This window comes from Paenibacillus baimaensis (assembly GCF_025567575.1).
Genome location: NZ_JAOQIO010000103.1, coordinates 88,903 through 107,533, shown reverse-complemented (window position 1 = coordinate 107,533; position 18,631 = coordinate 88,903). Strand labels below are relative to the sequence as shown.

16 protein-coding genes are annotated in these 18,631 nt (G+C 45.4%); 8 read left to right on the top strand and 8 right to left on the bottom strand.

Annotation, left to right across the window (positions count from 1 at the left end):
- Positions 1 to 6 precede the first annotated feature (6 nt).
- The 3 genes from OB236_RS29855 to OB236_RS29845 all read left to right on the top strand — a co-directional run bounded on the left by OB236_RS29855 (position 7) and on the right by OB236_RS29845 (position 4,174).
- On the top strand, positions 7 to 1,551 hold the full coding sequence (locus tag OB236_RS29855) for a spore germination protein (RefSeq protein ID WP_262687199.1): 1,545 nt from the start codon (positions 7 to 9) through the stop codon (positions 1,549 to 1,551).
- 1 nt (position 1,552) lies between these two features.
- Positions 1,553 to 2,788, top strand: coding sequence for a Ger(x)C family spore germination protein (locus OB236_RS29850; RefSeq protein WP_262687197.1), 1,236 nt, complete (start codon positions 1,553 to 1,555; stop codon positions 2,786 to 2,788).
- 294 nt (positions 2,789 to 3,082) lie between these two features.
- Entirely contained in the window at positions 3,083 to 4,174 is a 1,092-nt protein-coding gene (locus OB236_RS29845; protein ID WP_262687196.1) for a GerAB/ArcD/ProY family transporter, read from the top strand.
- 22 nt (positions 4,175 to 4,196) lie between these two features.
- Here OB236_RS29845 and OB236_RS29840 read toward each other — a convergent pair whose 3' ends face one another.
- From OB236_RS29840 to OB236_RS29825, 4 genes are all read right to left on the bottom strand, one after another.
- A complete protein-coding gene (locus tag OB236_RS29840) occupies positions 4,197 to 5,468 on the bottom strand; it encodes an MFS transporter (protein WP_262687195.1) in 1,272 nt (423 codons plus the stop codon).
- Positions 5,469 to 5,772: 304 nt separating this feature from the next.
- Complete coding sequence (locus tag OB236_RS29835; protein WP_372237379.1) at positions 5,773 to 7,077, bottom strand: ABC transporter substrate-binding protein; 1,305 nt, start codon at positions 7,075 to 7,077, stop codon at positions 5,773 to 5,775.
- A gap of 116 nt (positions 7,078 to 7,193) precedes the next feature.
- Complete coding sequence (locus OB236_RS29830; RefSeq protein ID WP_076234554.1) at positions 7,194 to 8,030, bottom strand: carbohydrate ABC transporter permease; 837 nt, start codon at positions 8,028 to 8,030, stop codon at positions 7,194 to 7,196.
- The gene (locus OB236_RS29825; protein WP_076234556.1) at positions 8,030 to 8,914 is read right to left on the bottom strand and encodes a carbohydrate ABC transporter permease; all 885 of its coding nucleotides are present in this window, start codon (positions 8,912 to 8,914) and stop codon (positions 8,030 to 8,032) included. Before OB236_RS29825 ends, OB236_RS29830 begins: the two co-directional genes overlap by 1 nt.
- A 238-nt stretch (positions 8,915 to 9,152) precedes the next feature.
- Between OB236_RS29825 and OB236_RS29820 the strand changes: the two genes are divergently transcribed.
- Genes OB236_RS29820 through OB236_RS29805 form a run of 4 tightly spaced genes read left to right on the top strand, consistent with a single transcriptional unit; the run spans position 9,153 to position 14,133 of the window.
- Positions 9,153 to 10,943: a sensor histidine kinase gene (locus tag OB236_RS29820; RefSeq protein WP_076234558.1), complete on the top strand. Its 1,791-nt coding sequence runs from the start codon at positions 9,153 to 9,155 to the stop codon at positions 10,941 to 10,943.
- Positions 10,944 to 10,957: 14 nt separating this feature from the next.
- The gene (locus OB236_RS29815) at positions 10,958 to 12,574 is read left to right on the top strand and encodes a response regulator (protein WP_262687192.1); all 1,617 of its coding nucleotides are present in this window, start codon (positions 10,958 to 10,960) and stop codon (positions 12,572 to 12,574) included.
- Complete coding sequence (locus OB236_RS29810; protein ID WP_262687191.1) at positions 12,571 to 13,038, top strand: hypothetical protein; 468 nt, start codon at positions 12,571 to 12,573, stop codon at positions 13,036 to 13,038. The genes OB236_RS29815 and OB236_RS29810 overlap by 4 nt, the downstream gene beginning before the upstream one ends.
- Before the next feature lie 24 nt (positions 13,039 to 13,062).
- Entirely contained in the window at positions 13,063 to 14,133 is a 1,071-nt protein-coding gene (locus OB236_RS29805) for a phosphodiester glycosidase family protein (protein WP_076234566.1), read from the top strand.
- 337 nt (positions 14,134 to 14,470) lie between these two features.
- Here the strand turns inward: OB236_RS29805 and OB236_RS29800 are convergent, their stop codons facing one another.
- Together OB236_RS29800 and trmL are read right to left on the bottom strand one after the other, a co-directional pair.
- Positions 14,471 to 14,725 (bottom strand): AbrB/MazE/SpoVT family DNA-binding domain-containing protein, encoded by a 255-nt coding sequence (locus OB236_RS29800; protein ID WP_091167444.1) that lies wholly within the window; start codon positions 14,723 to 14,725, stop codon positions 14,471 to 14,473.
- 132 nt (positions 14,726 to 14,857) lie between these two features.
- Positions 14,858 to 15,322: a tRNA (uridine(34)/cytosine(34)/5-carboxymethylaminomethyluridine(34)-2'-O)-methyltransferase TrmL gene (gene trmL, locus OB236_RS29795; RefSeq protein WP_076234572.1), complete on the bottom strand. Its 465-nt coding sequence runs from the start codon at positions 15,320 to 15,322 to the stop codon at positions 14,858 to 14,860.
- A 145-nt stretch (positions 15,323 to 15,467) separates the two neighbouring features.
- Between trmL and OB236_RS29790 the strand changes: the two genes are divergently transcribed.
- Positions 15,468 to 16,181: a response regulator transcription factor gene (locus OB236_RS29790; RefSeq protein WP_076234575.1), complete on the top strand. Its 714-nt coding sequence runs from the start codon at positions 15,468 to 15,470 to the stop codon at positions 16,179 to 16,181.
- A gap of 101 nt (positions 16,182 to 16,282) precedes the next feature.
- Here OB236_RS29790 and serC read toward each other — a convergent pair whose 3' ends face one another.
- Both serC and OB236_RS29780 read right to left on the bottom strand, forming a co-directional pair.
- Complete coding sequence (gene serC, locus OB236_RS29785) at positions 16,283 to 17,371, bottom strand: 3-phosphoserine/phosphohydroxythreonine transaminase (protein WP_262687190.1); 1,089 nt, start codon at positions 17,369 to 17,371, stop codon at positions 16,283 to 16,285.
- A gap of 214 nt (positions 17,372 to 17,585) precedes the next feature.
- Positions 17,586 to 18,515, bottom strand: coding sequence for an ABC transporter substrate-binding protein (locus OB236_RS29780; protein ID WP_262687189.1), 930 nt, complete (start codon positions 18,513 to 18,515; stop codon positions 17,586 to 17,588).
- Positions 18,516 to 18,631 lie beyond the last annotated feature (116 nt).

Genomic DNA, 18,631 nt, shown 5'->3' with positions numbered 1-18,631 from the left:
AGTCCCATGAGCCCAATACACCCGAACAAAAATCCTGTATTTGAATTCACGCCTCAATCCAGTACGCCGTTATCGGCTATACTGAAGGCGAATACCGAGCACCTGCAAACGATTTATGTCGATTGCCCGGATCTGGTCGTTCATCCATTCTCATTTGGCAGCCAAATTGATGCGGTTTTGTTTTATATCGAGGGTTTGACGGATGCGATAGCGCTGGACCGACAAGTGCTAACTTCCCTTATGAAAGAGCAAAAGCTGGAGGACGGTCAGCTTTTATCCGCGCTTAAGGAGATTCTGCCAGTCTCTCAATCTGAAAACGTGACTACCTTTGAAGAGGTCGTAGCCTCTATTTCGAAAGGTATGCCCGTCATTCTTTTAGATGGAGAGAACTTTGGGTTAGCTTTTGGTTTAAGCAAATGGGAGAAACGAAACATTGAAGAGCCGATGTCTGAATCCGTTATCCGCGGCCCCCGAGAAGGCTTTACCGAAACCTTGAGCACCAATATGTCCTTACTGCGCCGCAAGCTCCGCAGTCCTTCCTTCAAGCTGAGAACGATTCAGATCGGGCGCTATACCCAGACTCAGGTTGCTATCGCCTATATCGATACCTTGGCAGATGAAGTCTTGTTACAAGAAATGACGGAGCGGCTGGAACGTATTGATATCGATGGAATCTTGGAAAGCGGATATATAGAGGAGCTCATCCGTGACTCCAGAAAATCTCCATTTCCACAGGTCCAATCCACCGAACGCCCCGATGTCGTGACGGCCGGTCTGCTGGAAGGGCGTGTTGCCGTGCTGGTGGATGGGACTCCAATTACATTAGTAGCTCCGACTACCCTTTATTCCCTGCTGCAGTCACCTGAAGATTACTATCAAAGCTATTTGCTCGGTTCTTTCATTCGTTGGACGCGGTATTTTTTTCTGGTATTTGCCTTGTTAGGCCCTTCCATGTACGTGGCTGTACTAACCTATCATCAAGAAATGCTTCCTACCACACTCCTGTTGAGCATTTCCAAATCCCGTGAGGATATTCCGTTTCCCGCTCTGGTCGAAGCTATGCTAATGGAAATTACGTTTGAGGGCTTACGCGAGGCTGGCGTTCGGTTACCTAAGCAGGTGGGTGCGGCCGTGAGCATTGTAGGCGCACTCGTTATTGGACAAGCGGCTACCTCGGCAGGTCTGGTATCGGCCCCAATGGTTATGGTTGTTGCTTTGACCGGAATCGCTTCCTTTATGATTCCTCATTTCACTTTTGGCATTGCGATACGGCTGCTGCGCTTTCCGATCATGCTGCTGGCAGGTATGCTTGGCTTGCTTGGTTTGATGCTGGGAGTCATCATGCTCGTGATTCATCTCAGCTCGCTTCGTTCCTTCGGAGTACCTTATCTGTCTGCAATGGCTCCCATGAAAAAAGGCGAATGGAAGGATGTGCTCATCCGTGCTCCCCTATGGAGCTTGAATACCAGACCTGATCTGACAGGCAATTCTGACAGCATTCGACAATCCGCCAACAACAAACCAGGATCTGACAAAGGCGGGGCATCTTAGCATGAGCAGCAAACCTGATGCCACTCTCAGTCATCGGTTTATCCGAATCCTCATGATACTGCTCCTTTACATTCTTGTGTTGATCATTACCACAGGCTGTTGGGACCGAAAAGAAATTAATGATCTGGCTTTTGTTATGGGAGCTGCAATCGATCAAAAAAGCGAAGGGCAGATGGAGCTGTCCGTTCAGGTGTTCATACCAAAAGCAGAAGGCGGAGGAAGTGCTTCCTTGGGAGGAACCTCATCCAAAGGAGGTACACAAGCAGAAACGATGGTCATTTCCGCTGAAGGCGTCTCCATTGCCGATGCAATGTCACATCTTCAAGAAAGGCTGCCGCGGGAAGTGTTTTGGGGACATAACGAGGTGTACATTTTTGGACAAGCACGGGCTCAGCAGGGAATTCGCGAAGATGTCGATTACATGCTGCGATCACCGGAGCCACGGGAACGGGCCAATGTATTTATTAGTAAGGGCATGGGTAAGGATTCTTTGCAACTAATACCACCTCTGGAGCGAAATTCGTCAGAGGTACTGCGGGAAATATCCAAATTTCATACAGGCCTGCAGGTAACCATCAAAGAATTGGCAGAAATGCTGACGGGAGACGCCAATGCCGCAGCGCTTCCCTATATCGTCATACTGCCTCCCGAACCGGATAAGCAACCTAACCAAACTATTGCTTATATTCAGGGAAGTGCTATTCTCAAGGATGGAAAAATGGTCGGAAAATTAGACAGCCAGGCAGCACGCGGTATTTTATGGTTAAAAGACGAGCTCAAAACCTCCGTCATTACCGTAGCTCCAAGTCATTCCAAAGGCTCCGTGTCTTTGCGTATGATCCGCAGCTACACCCAGCTGCTTCCAAGCATTGTGAATGGTGTTTGGCATATGGACGTACATATCGAGACCGAGGAAGATGTACAGCAGAATACGACCGGAATCAGCCTTATGGAGCCGGAATGGGTCAAAACAATTGAGATCAGTGTAGATAAATTGATTGAAAATCGGGCAAAAAGAGCTCTGCAGCCCGCACAGGAGCGATTCCACAGCGATATTTTTGGATTTGCCGATGCCTTTCACAGAAAGCATCCACAAGCCTGGAAAACAGCGAAGGCGAATTGGAGTGATATATTCTCCAAGATGGAGGTCAGGATCGTTTCCCGTTCTCATATTGTCAGACCCGGAATCTCTAATCCCGATGCAACCTCACCAGAAAAAGGAGTGGATTCCCAATAATATGGACAAATATTATTTATGTAACTGTGGCCATAGCGTTGATTGTAGGAGCTGAGTGGGGGAAACTTCAGCAGCAGACGAAGGATAAGTGGGCATTTCTATGGATTATAGCTATAGGATGGATATTAGCTATACTTTTGATAGTTAAGACAGGTTTACCTGGACCTACTCAGTTTATTGAGTCCGTCTACAAACCTCTTGGAGAGCTGTTGAAGCCTCCTCCAAGTTGACCTTTGCCTGATCTGTATGCATCAAGATGGAAACGGTGGGCAGAAGGAGGAGAATTTTAAGCTTATGAATGCAAAGGAACAGATCTCATCCGCCCAGATGGCTATTTTGATGTATCAAACCGTTTTGGGAACGGCTATTCTTTTATTGCCCTCTGCTACAACCGCTTTAGCGGGTCGCGATATGTGGCTCACACCGATAATCGGCAGTGTCTGCGGATTTGTGATGGTATGGGTGGCCTATCGGCTGCATCAATATTATCCCGATCAGAGCATTTTTGGGTATATGGAGTCGATTCTTGGTAAATACATAAGCAAAATCGTCGGATTCGTGTTTTTATTATTTAATCTGCATATCCTCGGGGCTACCGTTAGGGACTACTCCGAGTTCATCGTCGGTAACTTTTTCAAAAAAACACCCCTTATAGTCGTTGCTGCAAGCATGGTACTGGTATGTGCATTTGCAGTCCGCGCAGGGATCGAGGTCATTGCAAGATGTGTCCAGCTGTTTATACCGATCGTGCTCCTGCTGCTGCTGCTTACGATTTTTTTTATTATCCCTGATATGAAGCTGACGAATTTACAGCCATTTCTGGAGAATGGTCTGGTTCCTCCAATCAAAGGCTCCCTTGTCGTACAGGGCTGGTTCTGTCAATTTGTGTTGATTTCGTACTTGTACCCAACACTGAAAGACCCGCACAAAGCCTTAAAATGGGCCCATATCTCCGTAGCCGCGGTCACATTCACGATGGTTATTATGAATCTTGCGATTCTTCTATTGATGGGAACGCTGGCAGGACGTATTATATATCCTGTTTTGTTTGCTTCCCGGTACATTATGCTGGCCGACTTCTTCGAGCATGTCGAGGCCATGATCATGATGATATGGGTACTTGGGACCTTTTCCAAGCTGTCACTATTTTATTACACGTTTGCAGTAGGTGCTGCCGACTGGCTGAAGCTCACCAGCTATCGCTCGATTGTACTGCCACTCGGGGTTCTCATTACCGTGATGTCGATTTGGGTATCGAACAACCTGCAGGAGCTGGCTCATTTTATTTCAACCAGCGGCACCTTTTATATTTTAACAGGCTTTGTCGTGTTTCCTATTTTGTTATGGGCAATTGCCAGCGTTCGTCGCCGTCTGAGTCAGCCTTAATCGTTATATTCATGATCATGCTTTAATCAGCTGCCGAGTCCACTGCAGTTTGCCGTAACGGCTCTATCAACCAATAAATCCCGATTTGGACAATTGATGCACCCAGCAGTACCCAGGGCAAGGTCCAATCTCCTGCATAGCGGTTCAAAATAATCAGCACAAATATCGCAACAATCCGTCCCACATTCACAAATGTTTCCCTCATCACAACGGACTCCACACGCAGCTGTCCCTTTAATGGAAGTGTGCCCATGATTCGAAAATAATAGGAGGTGATGGTATTCCCCTGCAGCGGTGCACAGATCGAGTACAGGATCATGAACAAAATTACCGTATACAAGTTTAGCTTCCATACTAACAACAGGCTCCCTGCTACACAGCCAATCGTCGAAATAATAATAAACCGCCCGGCCCAACCATCTCTGCCGTAACGTGAAATATACATGCCTGTTGCTATACCAAGACTTGCGTACAGCATCCCCAGATAACCGACCAGATCCTCTCGCTCTACAATTTTAAACAGTAAAATGCTTGGCAAAAACATCATCATCCCCTGGAGAATACCAAGAATGCTGAAGCAAAATAGCGATTTGAACCACAGCCTGTTTTTGTTCATGAGCAGACCGACGTATTTCAAATAATAGGCCTTGTGATGCGTTGCCTTTGTTTTGATCCGCAGACTCCCGATCGCGGCCATCAGGAACATCAGGAAAGCGATAGAAAATACAATCGTATATCCTTGCAAACCGCTGTTTTGACGAATGATATACCCAGCCAAAGCAGGACCAATCAGACCCGCCAACGTAAACACAATCATATTCATAGCCAAATATCGGATACGGTTCTGTTCCGTTGACACATCATACATCAAGGTTAAATATCCTGCCCAGTAAAAGGCCCCTGCCATGCCGCCAAAAATAGCAAATAACACATAATAATCAACAACCCGCTCCTGGGCCAGAACGACAACCAGATAAAATAAAGCGATTAGCGCGATTCCGAAGCGGTAGGTGACCATACGGTCCTTTTTTTTGATAAGCAGGCCACCCAGCATAAAAGCAAATGGGGCAACCGCATAGTTGATGATGTTATACATACCGTTAATCCACAGACTATGTGTAAGCCTCCACAAATACAAGGTGAGAAACACTCCGGACATCGAAGCTCCGAATTGAAAGCAAAAATGAATGAACAAGGACGTAGTTGCATCCTTGGACAGCCGCTTTTCCGCGGGAATATGCAATCGCCTTGAATCCACCCAATTTTTAACACCTGATCCCAGCCTTGTTATCATGCATGTCCCCCGTCAGCAGGTTTACCTGATTTCTTTATATATATGTCATCTGCGCTTGTTCATTTGTTATTGTACCAGCGTGCACCTGTCTATGTTAAATGAACAAATCGCCAATAAACCGCCTATAGCCACGTATATAGGGATATACAGGCATTTGTTTTCAACATGCATAGAATACGGACACTTTCTCCCTCTTTCCTCCCAGATGCTAACCCCCTTGCAAAAAAAATAAACCCCAGCGCAAGCGCTGAGGCCATTCAATACTAGTTTACTTACACAATCTGCTGTATATTACGATATTGCATTACTTGCCCAGGCTATCCCAAGTTTTTTGGAATTCGTCGAACATTTGATCCTTCGTTTTTTGCTTGGCTACATAAGCCTGCATGGTGGCAGCGAATTTCTTGCTGGATGCTTCTCCGCCTGGGAATTTGAACCAGTTCCAGCTTAATGTTTTGTTTTCTTTGCTGTACTTCATAATGTCTGCAGCTAGAGGTCCAAGAATCTTCTCATCGGCAGTAATGTTCGTGAAGGCAGGGATAAACTTGAATTCATCAGTGATATACTTTTTACCGATATCGGAGGAAACCATCCAGTTAAGGAACTTCTTGGCCTCTTCCTTGTTCGGCGAATTTTTATTGATAGCCCAGTTATTTGGCACACCTACTGGCAGCTTGTCATTGGCTGCAGCATCTTCGCTGATCGGCATTGGCATAAGTCCGACGTTGATGTTCGGATTCGTTTGTGTAATTTGCAGCTGTGTCCAGTTACCTTGCTGCGTCATAGCCGCTTTACCTGTTGCGAATTCAGTTACTTGAGTTTTGTAGTCGGTTTGCAGCGGGTTTTTGTTGCCGTATTTTAATTGCAGATCAAACAGCTTAACCCAGTTATCAAAAGCAGCATTGCCGGTAATTTTGGCTGTTTTTTTGTTCAAGCCATCGATAAATGCGTTTGGATCGGATTGATAAGCAAACGGAAGGTTAACAAAATGGTTACCCAGTACCCACCACTCGCCATAGCCATTCACGAAAGGCGTGATGCCTTTATCCTGCAGCTTTTGAGCCGCGGCTTCAAGCTGAGATAACGTCTTCGGTGTTTCCGTGATACCAGCCTGTTTAAACAAGTCTTTATTGTAAATAAATCCATAGCCCTCAAGGTTTAACGGCTGACCGTACAGCTTGCCGTTTTTCGTCATGGGCTCCTTAGCCACTGTAACCAAATCCTTTACCCAAGGCTGATCGGACAAATCCTCCAGATGCTCAATATACTTGTCCAGATCGGAGAAACCACCGTTGTTGAAAATATCCGGCTTGTCGCCTGAGTTGAACTTGGCCAGCAGCGCCGCACCATAATCCGTGCCACCGCCTACAGTGTCGATTTGAATCTTCACGCCTGGATTAGCCTTCTCGTACTCAGCAACAAGCTTACCCAATGGTTCAGCAATTTCCACTTTGAATTGGAACATTTTAAGCGTAATATTTTTCGCCCCGCCTGCAGCTCCTGTGTTGGTACCACCTGTCGCGCCTGGTGCAGGTTCGCTTTTCGCACACCCAGCTAGTACAGATCCGAATAACAAAGCGGTTAAGCTGATTGCAGTCATTTTTTTCATTCTTTTCATCTTAATTAGCCTCCCTAGAATTTAATTTATTTAACGGGTGACAAATGATGCAGCGCCACCCAGGTATGACCCCCAAAAGCAAGTTCATTCACACATCACACACAAGCTTAGCCCTTCACAGAGCCCGCCGTAATCCCCTCAATAATGTGCTTTTGCATCGCCAGAAAAAAGATTACGATCGGCAGCACACCCAGCACCAATGCAGCCAAAGCCAAATCCCATTGCTTCGTATATTGGCCGAAGAAGGAGAACGTTGCAAGCGGAATCGTTCTAAGATCCGGACTGCTTAACACCAGCATCGGCAGCAGGAAATCGTTCCATATCCATAAGCTGTTCAGCAGTACAACGGTTACAGTCATCGGCTTTAACAGCGGGAACACAATTTTCCAGAATACACCATACGGTGAACAGCCATCCACTCTTGCCGATTCTTCCACTTCAATAGGGATTGATTTAATGAACCCATGGTACAGGAACACATTCAATGAAACTCCAAATCCGAAATAGCAGATCACCAGACCCGGAATACTGTCCATAATACCAATTTGGCTGCCTACACGAACCAGCGGGATCATGATCGATTGAAAGGGAATAACCATTGCCGCTACAAAAGCAAGGAAAATCAGGTTATTAAACTTGCTCGGAGAGCGTACCAATCGATATGCTGCCATGGAACTGATAATAACCAACCCGATATTACTGAAAACCGTAACCAGCAAAGAATTCAAGAACACCTGCGGAAACTTCATAATACTCCATACCTTGGTGTAATTCATAAAATTAAGCGACGTTGGCAAATTAGCCGAGTTGATCAGTATCTCACCAAAGGATTTCATCGAATTCACAATAACAAAGTAAAAAGGAACCAGAAACAGCACAGCCAGCAGAATACCGAGAATCTCAAGGCCGAATATCCGAAGATTGTAGGTGTTTTTCGCTTCCATTACACTTCAACCTCCCTTTTCTTCGTTACCCACACCTGAATGACCGTAATCACGGCAACCACTACAAAGAAAATCAGTGATTTGGCTGTCCCCAGACCATATCTGTTATTCGAAAACGCCTCATTGTATATATTGAGTGCGACCGATTCCGTCGAGTTGAATGGGCCACCCTTCGTGAGGGAAACGTTAAGATCGTACATTTTGAATGCCCAGGAGATCGCCAGGAACAGACAGACGGTAACCGATGGCATAATCAATGGGACTGTAATGGAACGCAATACTTGCCAGCGAGTCGCACCATCGAGATAAGCAGCTTCTAATATATCCTTGGGTACATTTGCTAATCCCGCGATATAGATAATCATCAAATACCCGGCAGTCTGCCATACGCTGACGATAATGAGACCCCAGAACGCTGTTGGCGCATCGCCGAGCCATGGAAGCTGGAAAAACCCGATATTCGTAATCTCGCCGATCGTTGCAAAGCCTTTTACGAAGATGAACTGCCAGATAAAGCCTAACAGCAGACCCCCGATAACATTGGGCATAAAAAACACGGTACGTAATACGTTACGGGTCTTGAGCGCCTGTGTCAGTAGTAAAGCCAGTGCAAATCCAACGACATTGGTTAAAATAACCATAACGACACTAAAGCGGGTTGTGAACCAGAATGACTTGTGAAAATCTTGATCCCCCACTATAATTTGCTTAAAATTATCGAATCCTACCCATTTTATTGTTGTTGAGACCCCATTCCATTCAGTAAAAGAGTAGTAAATACTCATCAGGAACGGTATGACAACGATGATTATGAAGAAAAATACGGCCGGACCAACAAAGACCAATTGAGGGAGCCAACCCGTGCCTTTTTGTTTTGCTTTCATGGCATCCTTCTCCTTTCGATGCGAGTTATGTTCTCAGTATAGAAAGATTTGACACACTAGAACACTGACAATGGTGACGCAACAGGTGGAATTTATTGATACCCCTTGATACAATGGTTGTGCACTTGTCGAGTTACACCTAAGCAGATGCTTACGAGGCCGGTTTCGCTAAAGCGAAACCCTGAGCAGATGCTTACGAAGTCGGTTTCGCTAAAGCGAAACCCTAAGGAGGACGCGTATGATTCGCAGCAGTATCCGCAATAAACTTATTGTTTTTCTGCTAGTCGCCACTATCGTACCCATTTCGACCTCCATTATTATCACCTATTTCTTTACCAAACAAACGGTTTCTAATGAATCCGTTATAAGTAATTCAAATCTGATTCACCAAGCCAACAAAAACATGATGAATTATTTGAATGTCATCGAGCAAAGCTCATTATCCATCTACAATAACAGTACTTTATATAGCATTATCGAAAATGGCGATACCGATTACCTCAGCAGAAGCGAAATCACCCGAGGTGTTCTTGGTATTGCCAACTCCGTCAAGGAAATCAGACAAGTGTATTTATATATGGCCAAAAGCGAACGTTCCCTCTTGATCTCAGAACGAAATCCGGTTCCCAGTGAAGGCCCACCTCCCAAATACACGCAGGCAAACAATGCGGAGGTTTTTATGGAACCCACCCATGTCAGTCATGATTACGGAACCGGCAGATTGTTTTACGCGCCACCTTCCACAGTCATCACGCTACATCGTTCCATACGCAACGCCATTACCCAAAAGGAGCTCGGTACTCTTTCCATTGATTTTGATCTGGAAGTCATTAGCTCAATCTGTGAAGAGCTGTATTCACAGGAGCAGGAGGAGCTCTACATCCTCGATGAAAAGGGAACCATTATTTATTCCGCGGATACAGCCTCCTTGGGGCATGTCCTGAATGAGCAGTGGGTTCAACATCTGATTTCGCAGAATGCAAACAGCGGCAGCTTTGAATTCAAAAGCAAGCAGTTTTCCGGTGTCCACATTTATGAACGTATGACCGCACCTTATATGAACTGGACCTTGGTTAAACGCATTCCATATGAAAGTCTCTACAAAAATGCCAGAGAGCTTACGATTATCAATGCGATGATTTTCAGCCTGTTTCTAATTGTCGTCATTTCGGCAACACTCTATATATCCTTCCGGTTTACGGCCCCTATCCGTAATTTGCTCGGGTATATCAGTAAAATCCAGACGGGCAATATGGACGTTGACATTCAAGCGACCAGCAATGATGAGATCGGTATTCTCGCTCGGCGCTTCCGCTTGATGATGCAGACGATCAACAATCTGATCATGAGCGAATACAAGCTTGATATTGCCAATAAAACCAATCAGCTCAAAGCGCTGCAGGCACAAATCAATCCTCACTTTCTATATAATGCACTGCAATCGATCGGAACACTCGCACTTCAGCACGGGGCCCCCAAAATTTATCAACTGCTGTCTGCGCTAGCCAAAATGATGCGTTACAGCATGAACACGAATGAGAGCATTGTGACGATGCAGCAGGAGTTGAACCATGTAAAAGCTTATTTGCAGCTGCAGCTTCAGCGCTTTGAGAATGAGCTGACAGTAAGGTATGATATAGAGGAATCGACTCAGTCCTTGCAAATCCCCAAAATGCTGCTGCAGCCGCTTGTCGAAAACTATTTTAAACACGGTTTTGATCATCGAAATCCGCACAGCCAGCTCATTGTTTCCAGTACGTGGACAGGGGATGGCAAACATGTCAAGCTTGTCATTGAAGATAACGGAAGAGGAATGCCACAAGAACAGTTCGATGCTTTGCTGGAGCAGCTGAAGCAGAACCTGGATCCCTTTGATAATGAGCAAGCCAGTCACATTGGGCTTTATAATGTCAAGAGCAGGCTGCTGCTCTACTTTAACGGTGAAGCGGATATGCGTTTGGATCAGCCTGAGCAGGGCGGTTTTCGAATTACATTGTTATTCCCTGTACCGAAGCAAGTTTTACCATGAAAAGAGGATGGATTATGAAAGCCATCATCATTGATGATGAAAAACATGTACGACAAGCCATTAAGCTGCTGGTCCCTTGGGAAGAGCTTGGCATTGATCACATATATGAAGCACACGATGGACAGGAAGCAACGGAACTAATCACTTTGCACAAACCACAAATTATTTTTACCGATATGATGATGCCCTTGATGGACGGTCTTAAGCTGCTGGAATGGCTTCAAACCAATCATCCTTCAGGAAAAACAATTGTAATCAGCGGGTTCGATGATTTTCAGCTGGTACGTCATACGGTTCAGTATGGGGGTATGGATTATATTTTAAAGCCGATCGACGCCGATCAGTTGGAGGCAGCGGTTCGTAAAGCCGCTCAATGCTGGCAGCAGGAAGAAGCTGAACGTCTGCGGCAGCAGCAGCGCAATATCGAGATGAACCAGATTCGACCGGTATATTGGGATAAAGTGTTGTCCAACTTCATTATGGAACCGCACGGCTTTGAAGCTGCCGCTGAAGCACTTTCCCAGGAATTCGGTCTCGATCGCGACATGAAGGAATGCAGACTGGCTATTATTAGTCTTGAAACCATGAGCGGCAGTCTGAAGCGTAAATTCCAGTCCAATCTGGACCTATTATTTTTTTCGCTTACGAACATTTGTAATGAATTTCTGCAGCAAAAGCCGCCACAAGGTATTGCCTACCGTTACTGGAACAGTGAGGATGAAATCATTGTGCTGTTATATGGAGCCAACACGGGTGAAGAGTTGCTTAACGATATCGCGAATGGGATCTGGACATCTATTAAAGGAAATCTGGATATTGGAATGAGTCCGGCACATCCCTTTCCAGCGGGCCTGCCATTTGCTTACAAGCAAGCGAAGGCCGCTCTGCGTCACCGTAATCTGCTGCGCAAGGATAATCAATTACACGTATATCAGGAGCAGACCGCCGTTCAGCACCCTGCCCTTGTATTTACCGATTATGCAGAGCCTATTCGTTTATCCGTACGCAGTGGAAGTGCCGTCGAGATCGGTAAAGCAGTTCAAGGCTGGATACAGGCTCTTGGCAAGCTGAGTACTATCAGCATAGAGGAGCTTGAGCATTGGCGCCATGAATATACCGTTCTGCGCAGCCGCTGGCTGATCGAATGGTTCGGTGATCGGCAGCCGGAATTCATGATCGATGCTTCCCGTTCCGATTTTGTCCTTCCGCTTGATGATGAAGGCAAGCTTTCCCTGTCCTTGTGGCAGGAGCAATTAACCGATAGTCTGATCCAGTTATCCAATCAGATGCTGGAGCACCAACAGCAGGATAACAATGCCATTTTTGAGATTGCAAAGTATATCCAAAACCATTATCATCAGGATATTACGCTTATCGAGATTGCCCAGCATTTTTACTTAAGCCGTGAATATATTTCCCGTAAATTCAAGCAGCAATTTCAAATCAATGTGTCGGATTACATTACCCAACTGCGGGTGGACAAGGCGAAGCTGCTGCTGCTGAATCCTCATTTGAAAATTGCCCAGATCGCAGGCATGGTTGGTTATGACGATGAGAAATATTTCAGTAAAGTATTTAAGAAATGGATCGGTCTTTCGCCGAATGAATATAGGAAGGTGAGTCAACTATGAATACGCCCCTTGACCCTGCGGTAACCCAGCAGCCCTTGGTGCGGACAAGCAAACCAAGCACAATAGCAGAGAAACAAGTTAAGAGCAAAAGTAAAGTCAGAGGAAGAACGTATCTTTTTTTATTTATGGCATGGTCGCTGCTCATCACAGGTGGACTGTATGGTGCCAAGCTGTATACCGACTACATGCGTCAGCAGATCACCGCACAAATCGCTCAGCAGACCGAGCAGCAGCTGCTTGTAGTCCAACAGGATTATCAGAAGCAGCTGGGCCAGCTCAAAGAAAGCGTCAGCGGTGATCTGAATAAAATGCAGACGAAAATCGATTCGTTGAATGAATTGCTGGCATTTACCAAAGACAGCGCTAATAGTAAAACCGACAATAGTAACCAATTGTACACACAGCTTGCGGAAGTGAAGAAAAAGCTGGATGAATTGAAGAAGAACCTGGATACCTTGCAATAAGCGCACATAAGGAAGTGTTCCCTTTTGAACCCGATTCAGCTGATTAACCGCACCTTTATTTTGGCCGCTGCTCCATTTATAGGCATTTTTTGTTTTCTGATGGTCAGCCACCTATCTGTTGAGCTCCCTGATTTGCAAAGTTACGTAAAAACAGAATTTTCTATTCAAAATGAGCTGCTAAAGTCCGAGCAGAAGCTGGAGCTCGCCAAGACGGCAGCGGTTCAAACCCGGACCACTATTGAACGATTTTATCAGCTTTATGCGCAAAGTACCGCTGATGTGGCCGCCATGGCCCAATCCGCAGATACCGTATCCAACCGTCCGGCGGCCATATTCGACAGTCGAATCAGCACCAAGCTGGGTGCCCAGCCTGCCAAGCAGACTATCAGCGCCAATCTGGATATGAAGTTGTTTTATTTGAATGAACCGAATTATAAGGCCTATGCCCTCAAGGTCGATGTTAAATCAGATAAAGCTTTGAAAATGGTACTCGGCAAGGACAAGGTGGGCAGCAGTGAAACGACTCTGGAAGCAGCACGACGTTACGGCGCTGTAGCCGGTATTAATGCCGGCGGCTTCGCGGATGATCGTTCAGGCAAAAGATACCCGCTCAGCACGACCATGCTAAACGGCAAATACGTGTATGGCTTTGAACCGACCTTTGAGGACCTTGCTTTCATTGGTATGAACACCGATCGTAAGCTCATTGGCGGCAGGTTCTCGCGGCAGGAGGATTTGGACAAGCTCAAGCCGTCTTTCGGGGCTACCTTCGTACCTGTCCTGCTGCAAAATGGTAAAAAACAAGCCATTCCCGCGCAATGGCAAAATTCGCCGGCAAGAGCACCGCGCACCGTCATCGGCAATTTCAAAAACGATCAATTGCTTTTCCTCGTCACAGACGGATACGACGAGCGCGGCGGTTCCGGCGCCACACTGGCGGAGCTTCAGGACAAGCTGTTACAGCTGGGAGTCAAGGATGCTTACAATCTGGACGGCGGCGGATCTTCCAGCCTGATCTATGAGGGACAAGTCATTAATCGGCCCTCAGATGGAAAGCTTCGTCCTTTGCCGACACATTTCTTGTTTTTTAAATAATTGTTCACTTTTATCCGTTTTCTTTTGCCCAGTACATGGTTATACTAGACAATAGGGGGTGCAGCCGATGTCAGCAACATTTTGGATCATTAATCTGGTATTCTTAATCTTTATCGTAGCTATGTGCACGTCAAGTTATAATGATGACAAGACTAAAGGCCTTTAAGCGCCGATAATCCCGCATCTATGATAATTAATAGTTAAATGAAAAAGCATCACGTTCCCTCAGCGGGAATACGTGATGCTTTCTTTGTTTATAGGATAACTGGCTTGTTATAACTGATTTATAAGTCCGCATGAAAATTAGTATCCCAATGGGGGCGAAGTATGCCGAAGCCTACTCCTTATCTCTCATTTCAACGATCTCGCCCATACATTCCGCACAAACCTGGCGCCCTTTAAATTCGGTCACCTGCTCCATCGAACTGCAAAATACGCAGCGTGGACGAAATCTTTCCAGAATAATATGATCGCCGCTTACTAATATTTCAACAGGATCGCCCTCGTTCATTTGATATCGCTTGCGCAGCGATTTCGGAAGCACGATTCTACCTAATTGATCTACTTTTCTCACAACACCTGCTGGCTTCACTATAAATTCACCTCACCTTCACCAAAAATGGAACCTATAGACAAGCCCTGAACCACTCCACAAAATGTCGAATCTTGTCTTTTATTATTATTCGCTATGTTTGCTCAAAATCCTGCTAAAAACCTAGATTTGTTAGTCAAGACCCTCAAATCCCGTTTGTCTTAGCGCTTCAAATAAAACAATCGCAGCTGAATTCGACAAATTCAGCGAACGCACATCCTTGGTCATTGGCAGCTTGATCAAGTGCTCGGGGTGCTCAGCCAGTATCTCGGGTGGCAGCCCTTTGGTTTCCTTGCCGAAGACAAAAAAATCGCCATCCTGAAATGTAAACTCAGTGTAAAGCTGCTGCGCTTTAGTAGTTGCAAAAAAGAAACGCCCGCTCTTGTATTTATCCTTAACTTCCTGAAATGAATCATGATATTCAATATGAACGGCATGCCAATAATCCAGACCAGCGCGTTTTAAGGTTTTATCATCCGTATTAAAGCCCAATGGGCGCACCAAATGCAGCCAAGCTCCAGTAGCCGCGCAGGTTCTCGATATGTTGCCTGTATTTGCAGGAATTTCCGGTTCAACCAAAACAATATGAAATGCCATAATAAGCAGCCACCTCGATTATATATGCCATCACCTTGTCGGATTCGGGCAGATTTTACATACATTTTACTTATTCTTAATATGAGGATGATAGTCCCCTGCGATAATAGGGTTATCATGTGTTTATACAAAGGAGATTCGATGGATGAAGAAGAAAATTCTTGTCGTTGACGACGAACCTTCCATTTCAATGTTGATAGAGTTCAATCTTAAGCTTGTTGGATATGAAGTACACTGTGTATATGATGGCGAAGCCGTATTTACGGCAATCCAGCATTTTCGCCCTGATCTGATTGTACTTGATCTTATGCTTCCCAAAATGGATGGCATTCAGGTATGCCGTAAGCTGCGCAGTCAAAACAATCTCGTGCCGATTATCATGCTGACCGCCATGCAGGATTTGTCTGATAAAATCGCCGGTCTGGATAACGGTGCCGACGATTATATGACGAAGCCTTTTTCACCGCAGGAGCTGATTTCACGGATACAAGCCATTATTCGTCGCATACAAACCTTGCCTTCTACCAATGACAACGCTCCGGTCACGATTGGACAGATCTCGATTCAACCCGATCAACGCGAGGTGCATATCAAAGGCGAGCTCATTGAACTGACTCCCAAGGAATTTGATCTCCTGTTGTTCCTTTGCAAGCACCGCGGCAAGGTACTCAGCCGACAACAGCTGCTGCACGGCGTTTGGGACTATCATTTCCTTGGTGATACCCGTATCGTCGATGTCCATATCAGTCATTTGCGTGATAAAATCGAAAGCAATGCCCGTAACCCTGAATATATTGTTACCATCCGTAACGTTGGCTATAAGCTGACAGAACCGGCTATGAAAGAATCCTTCGCCTAAGCCCCAACTATCAAGCCGAGTGCTGCAGATCTTTGCCGCATACGGCTTTTTTTCATATAAAAACAGCCCTGCCATAGACAACAGGGCTGCCCTTGTAAATGTTAACCGTTATTTTTTTGGAAATCGATCATAAAGTCAGCCAGCGCTTTACAAGCTTCGTAAGGAACGGCATTATAAGCGGAAGCACGGATGCCTCCAACGCTGCGGTGTCCTGCAAGACCAACAAAATTGTGCTGCTGGGATTCTTTGACGAATTTCTTTTCCAATTCTTCACTTGGCAACCGGAATGTCACATTCATAATCGAACGGCTATCCGGATCGATATTGCCGGTGTAATAACCGCCGCTGGCATCGATCACATCATAAATCAGATTGCTTTTGGCAACATTTTGCTTCTCAAGCTGTACAACTCCACCTTGTGCTTTCACCCATTTCAGAACCAGATTCACCATATAAATAGAATGAACCGGAGGGGTGTTATACAAGGAGCCATTGCTCGCGTGTGTTGTATAGCGCAGGATTGAAGAAATATGCTTAGGCTCTTCCTGCAGCAGATCATCGCGAATGACTGCAACGGTAACTCCGGACGGCCCGAGATTCTTCTGTGCACCAGCATAAATCATCGCAAATTTCTTGCTATCAATAGGACGGCTCAGTATCCCGCTTGTCATATCACCGATCAAAGGAATATCGCCAGTCTCAGGGATGTACGAGAATTGCGAGCCTTCTATCGTGTTATTCGTCGTCATATGTAAATAGGCGGAATTCGGATCGAGCTGGATATCGGAGGCCTTCGGCAAGCTTCTCCATTTGCCTGCTTTATTGGAAGCTGCAATTACCGCTTCACCGACAACCTGACCTTCTTGATAGGCTTTTTCGGAAAAGCTGCCTGTGATGATGTAGCTGCCCACCTTGCCAGGCTTCAGGAAGTTCAATGGAATCGTTGCGAATTGTGTACTTGCGCCACCACCGAGAAATAAGGCCTGATAGCCGGATTCCAAGCCCAACAACTCCAATAAGAGCTGCTGCGTTTCTGCGTTAATCGCCTCATACTCCTTACTGCGATGGGAAATCTCCATCAATGACATACCAATACCGTTGTACTCTACAAATTCCTCCTGCGCTTGCTGCAACACTTCTAACGGGAGCGCCGCTGGACCCGCATTAAAATTATAAGCTCGATTCGTCATAGTTTCACACCTTCAACTTGTATTTGGGATCAGTATCTTTTAATGATATCGCTATGATAGCAAAGTTTATCCCTGTACAGCAAGTAGCTATGTACAATCTTCACACCCTTGATACATTTTGTCGTTAAATACGTTAATTCTGAACTCAAAAAAAAGAACCGGGAGTGATTCCCCGCTTCATGAATAGATCATCAACAATTTACTTTGAGTCTGCTTATTTCGCAAAAAGTTTCTCTAAAGAGTCAAGTGCCAATTTATTGCCAAGGGCTGAATAATCAAGCCATGGTTGTTCCGTGATCATATAAACTTTATTCGCTTTCACGGCTTTCAACCCTTGCCAAATCGGGTTGTTTTTCAGTTGTTCAAATATTTTATCACTACCATCTTCAAAACCGACAAGGACAAAGATTGCATCTGCATCATAATCCGGAAACACTTCTTGAGAAATCACTTCAAAGTTTTTGGTGATTTTCTCGACACCCTTTGCTGGCTTCAAGCCCAGATCATTAAACAGGATAGGTCCCAAAGGACGTCCCATTCCGTATACTCGCAAGTTTTTCGCAGAAATCCGAACAGCCATGACAGTACCGTCACCAATTTTGTTATGTATAAGTATTTTTACACGCTCCGTCTGTGCTTGATAATCTTTAATAAAATCTTCCGCTTTTTGTTCGCGATTAACAAGCTTGCCGATCGCCTTCAAATGGTCTCTCCATGTCCCTTCATCGAGGTTAATGACATGTGTTTTGGCAATTTTCTCGAATTTGGCCAGGCCTTGCTTGCCGGCAAATTCTGCATCAATAAAAATAGCATCTGGTTTTAAGGCTAATAAAGCTTCCATATCCGGATCTTTAGTAAATCCGAGAAACTTTGTGTCCTTAAATCGCTCAGGCACAGTAGGCAAATAATCACTTGTAGCTGAGCCCGCCGGAGAAATACCCAGTGCAAGCAGGTCACTTGTCAGAAATATAGAAATCGAAGCGAATCTTGGATCATTGTTTGCCGTATTCATTGCTGGTTTCGCTGGTGTTGATGAAGCGGATGGTATTGTCGTTGCTGCGCTTGATTGTGGGGTCGCTTGCCCACAAGCTGATAATACGAGCAAGGAAACCATACCCACAATCATAATCAATTTGGTTTTCATAATCTCTCCTTAAACCTCTCTCTATTGATAATGAGAATCATAATCATTTATGTTTTTAAATATAGCATTATATACTATAAACCGCAAGAAAAGACCTTTCCTAATTAAGAAAGGTC

Excerpts from the sequence above, each read along its gene's own strand:
- OB236_RS29855 (WP_262687199.1), top strand. The coding sequence starts at position 7 with ATGAGCCCAATACACCCGAACAAAAATCCTGTATTTGAATTCACGCCT.
- OB236_RS29850 (WP_262687197.1), top strand. The coding sequence starts at position 1,553 with ATGAGCAGCAAACCTGATGCCACTCTCAGTCATCGGTTTATCCGAATC.
- OB236_RS29845 (WP_262687196.1), top strand. The coding sequence starts at position 3,083 with ATGAATGCAAAGGAACAGATCTCATCCGCCCAGATGGCTATTTTGATG.
- OB236_RS29840 (WP_262687195.1), bottom strand. The coding sequence starts at position 5,468 with ATGATAACAAGGCTGGGATCAGGTGTTAAAAATTGGGTGGATTCAAGG.
- OB236_RS29835 (WP_372237379.1), bottom strand. The coding sequence starts at position 7,077 with ATGAAAAAAATGACTGCAATCAGCTTAACCGCTTTGTTATTCGGATCT.
- OB236_RS29830 (WP_076234554.1), bottom strand. The coding sequence starts at position 8,030 with ATGGAAGCGAAAAACACCTACAATCTTCGGATATTCGGCCTTGAGATT.
- OB236_RS29825 (WP_076234556.1), bottom strand. The coding sequence starts at position 8,914 with ATGAAAGCAAAACAAAAAGGCACGGGTTGGCTCCCTCAATTGGTCTTT.
- OB236_RS29820 (WP_076234558.1), top strand. The coding sequence starts at position 9,153 with ATGATTCGCAGCAGTATCCGCAATAAACTTATTGTTTTTCTGCTAGTC.
- OB236_RS29815 (WP_262687192.1), top strand. The coding sequence starts at position 10,958 with ATGAAAGCCATCATCATTGATGATGAAAAACATGTACGACAAGCCATT.
- OB236_RS29810 (WP_262687191.1), top strand. The coding sequence starts at position 12,571 with ATGAATACGCCCCTTGACCCTGCGGTAACCCAGCAGCCCTTGGTGCGG.
- trmL (WP_076234572.1), bottom strand. The coding sequence starts at position 15,322 with ATGGCATTTCATATTGTTTTGGTTGAACCGGAAATTCCTGCAAATACA.
- OB236_RS29790 (WP_076234575.1), top strand. The coding sequence starts at position 15,468 with ATGAAGAAGAAAATTCTTGTCGTTGACGACGAACCTTCCATTTCAATG.
- serC (WP_262687190.1), bottom strand. The coding sequence starts at position 17,371 with ATGACGAATCGAGCTTATAATTTTAATGCGGGTCCAGCGGCGCTCCCG.
- OB236_RS29780 (WP_262687189.1), bottom strand. The coding sequence starts at position 18,515 with ATGAAAACCAAATTGATTATGATTGTGGGTATGGTTTCCTTGCTCGTA.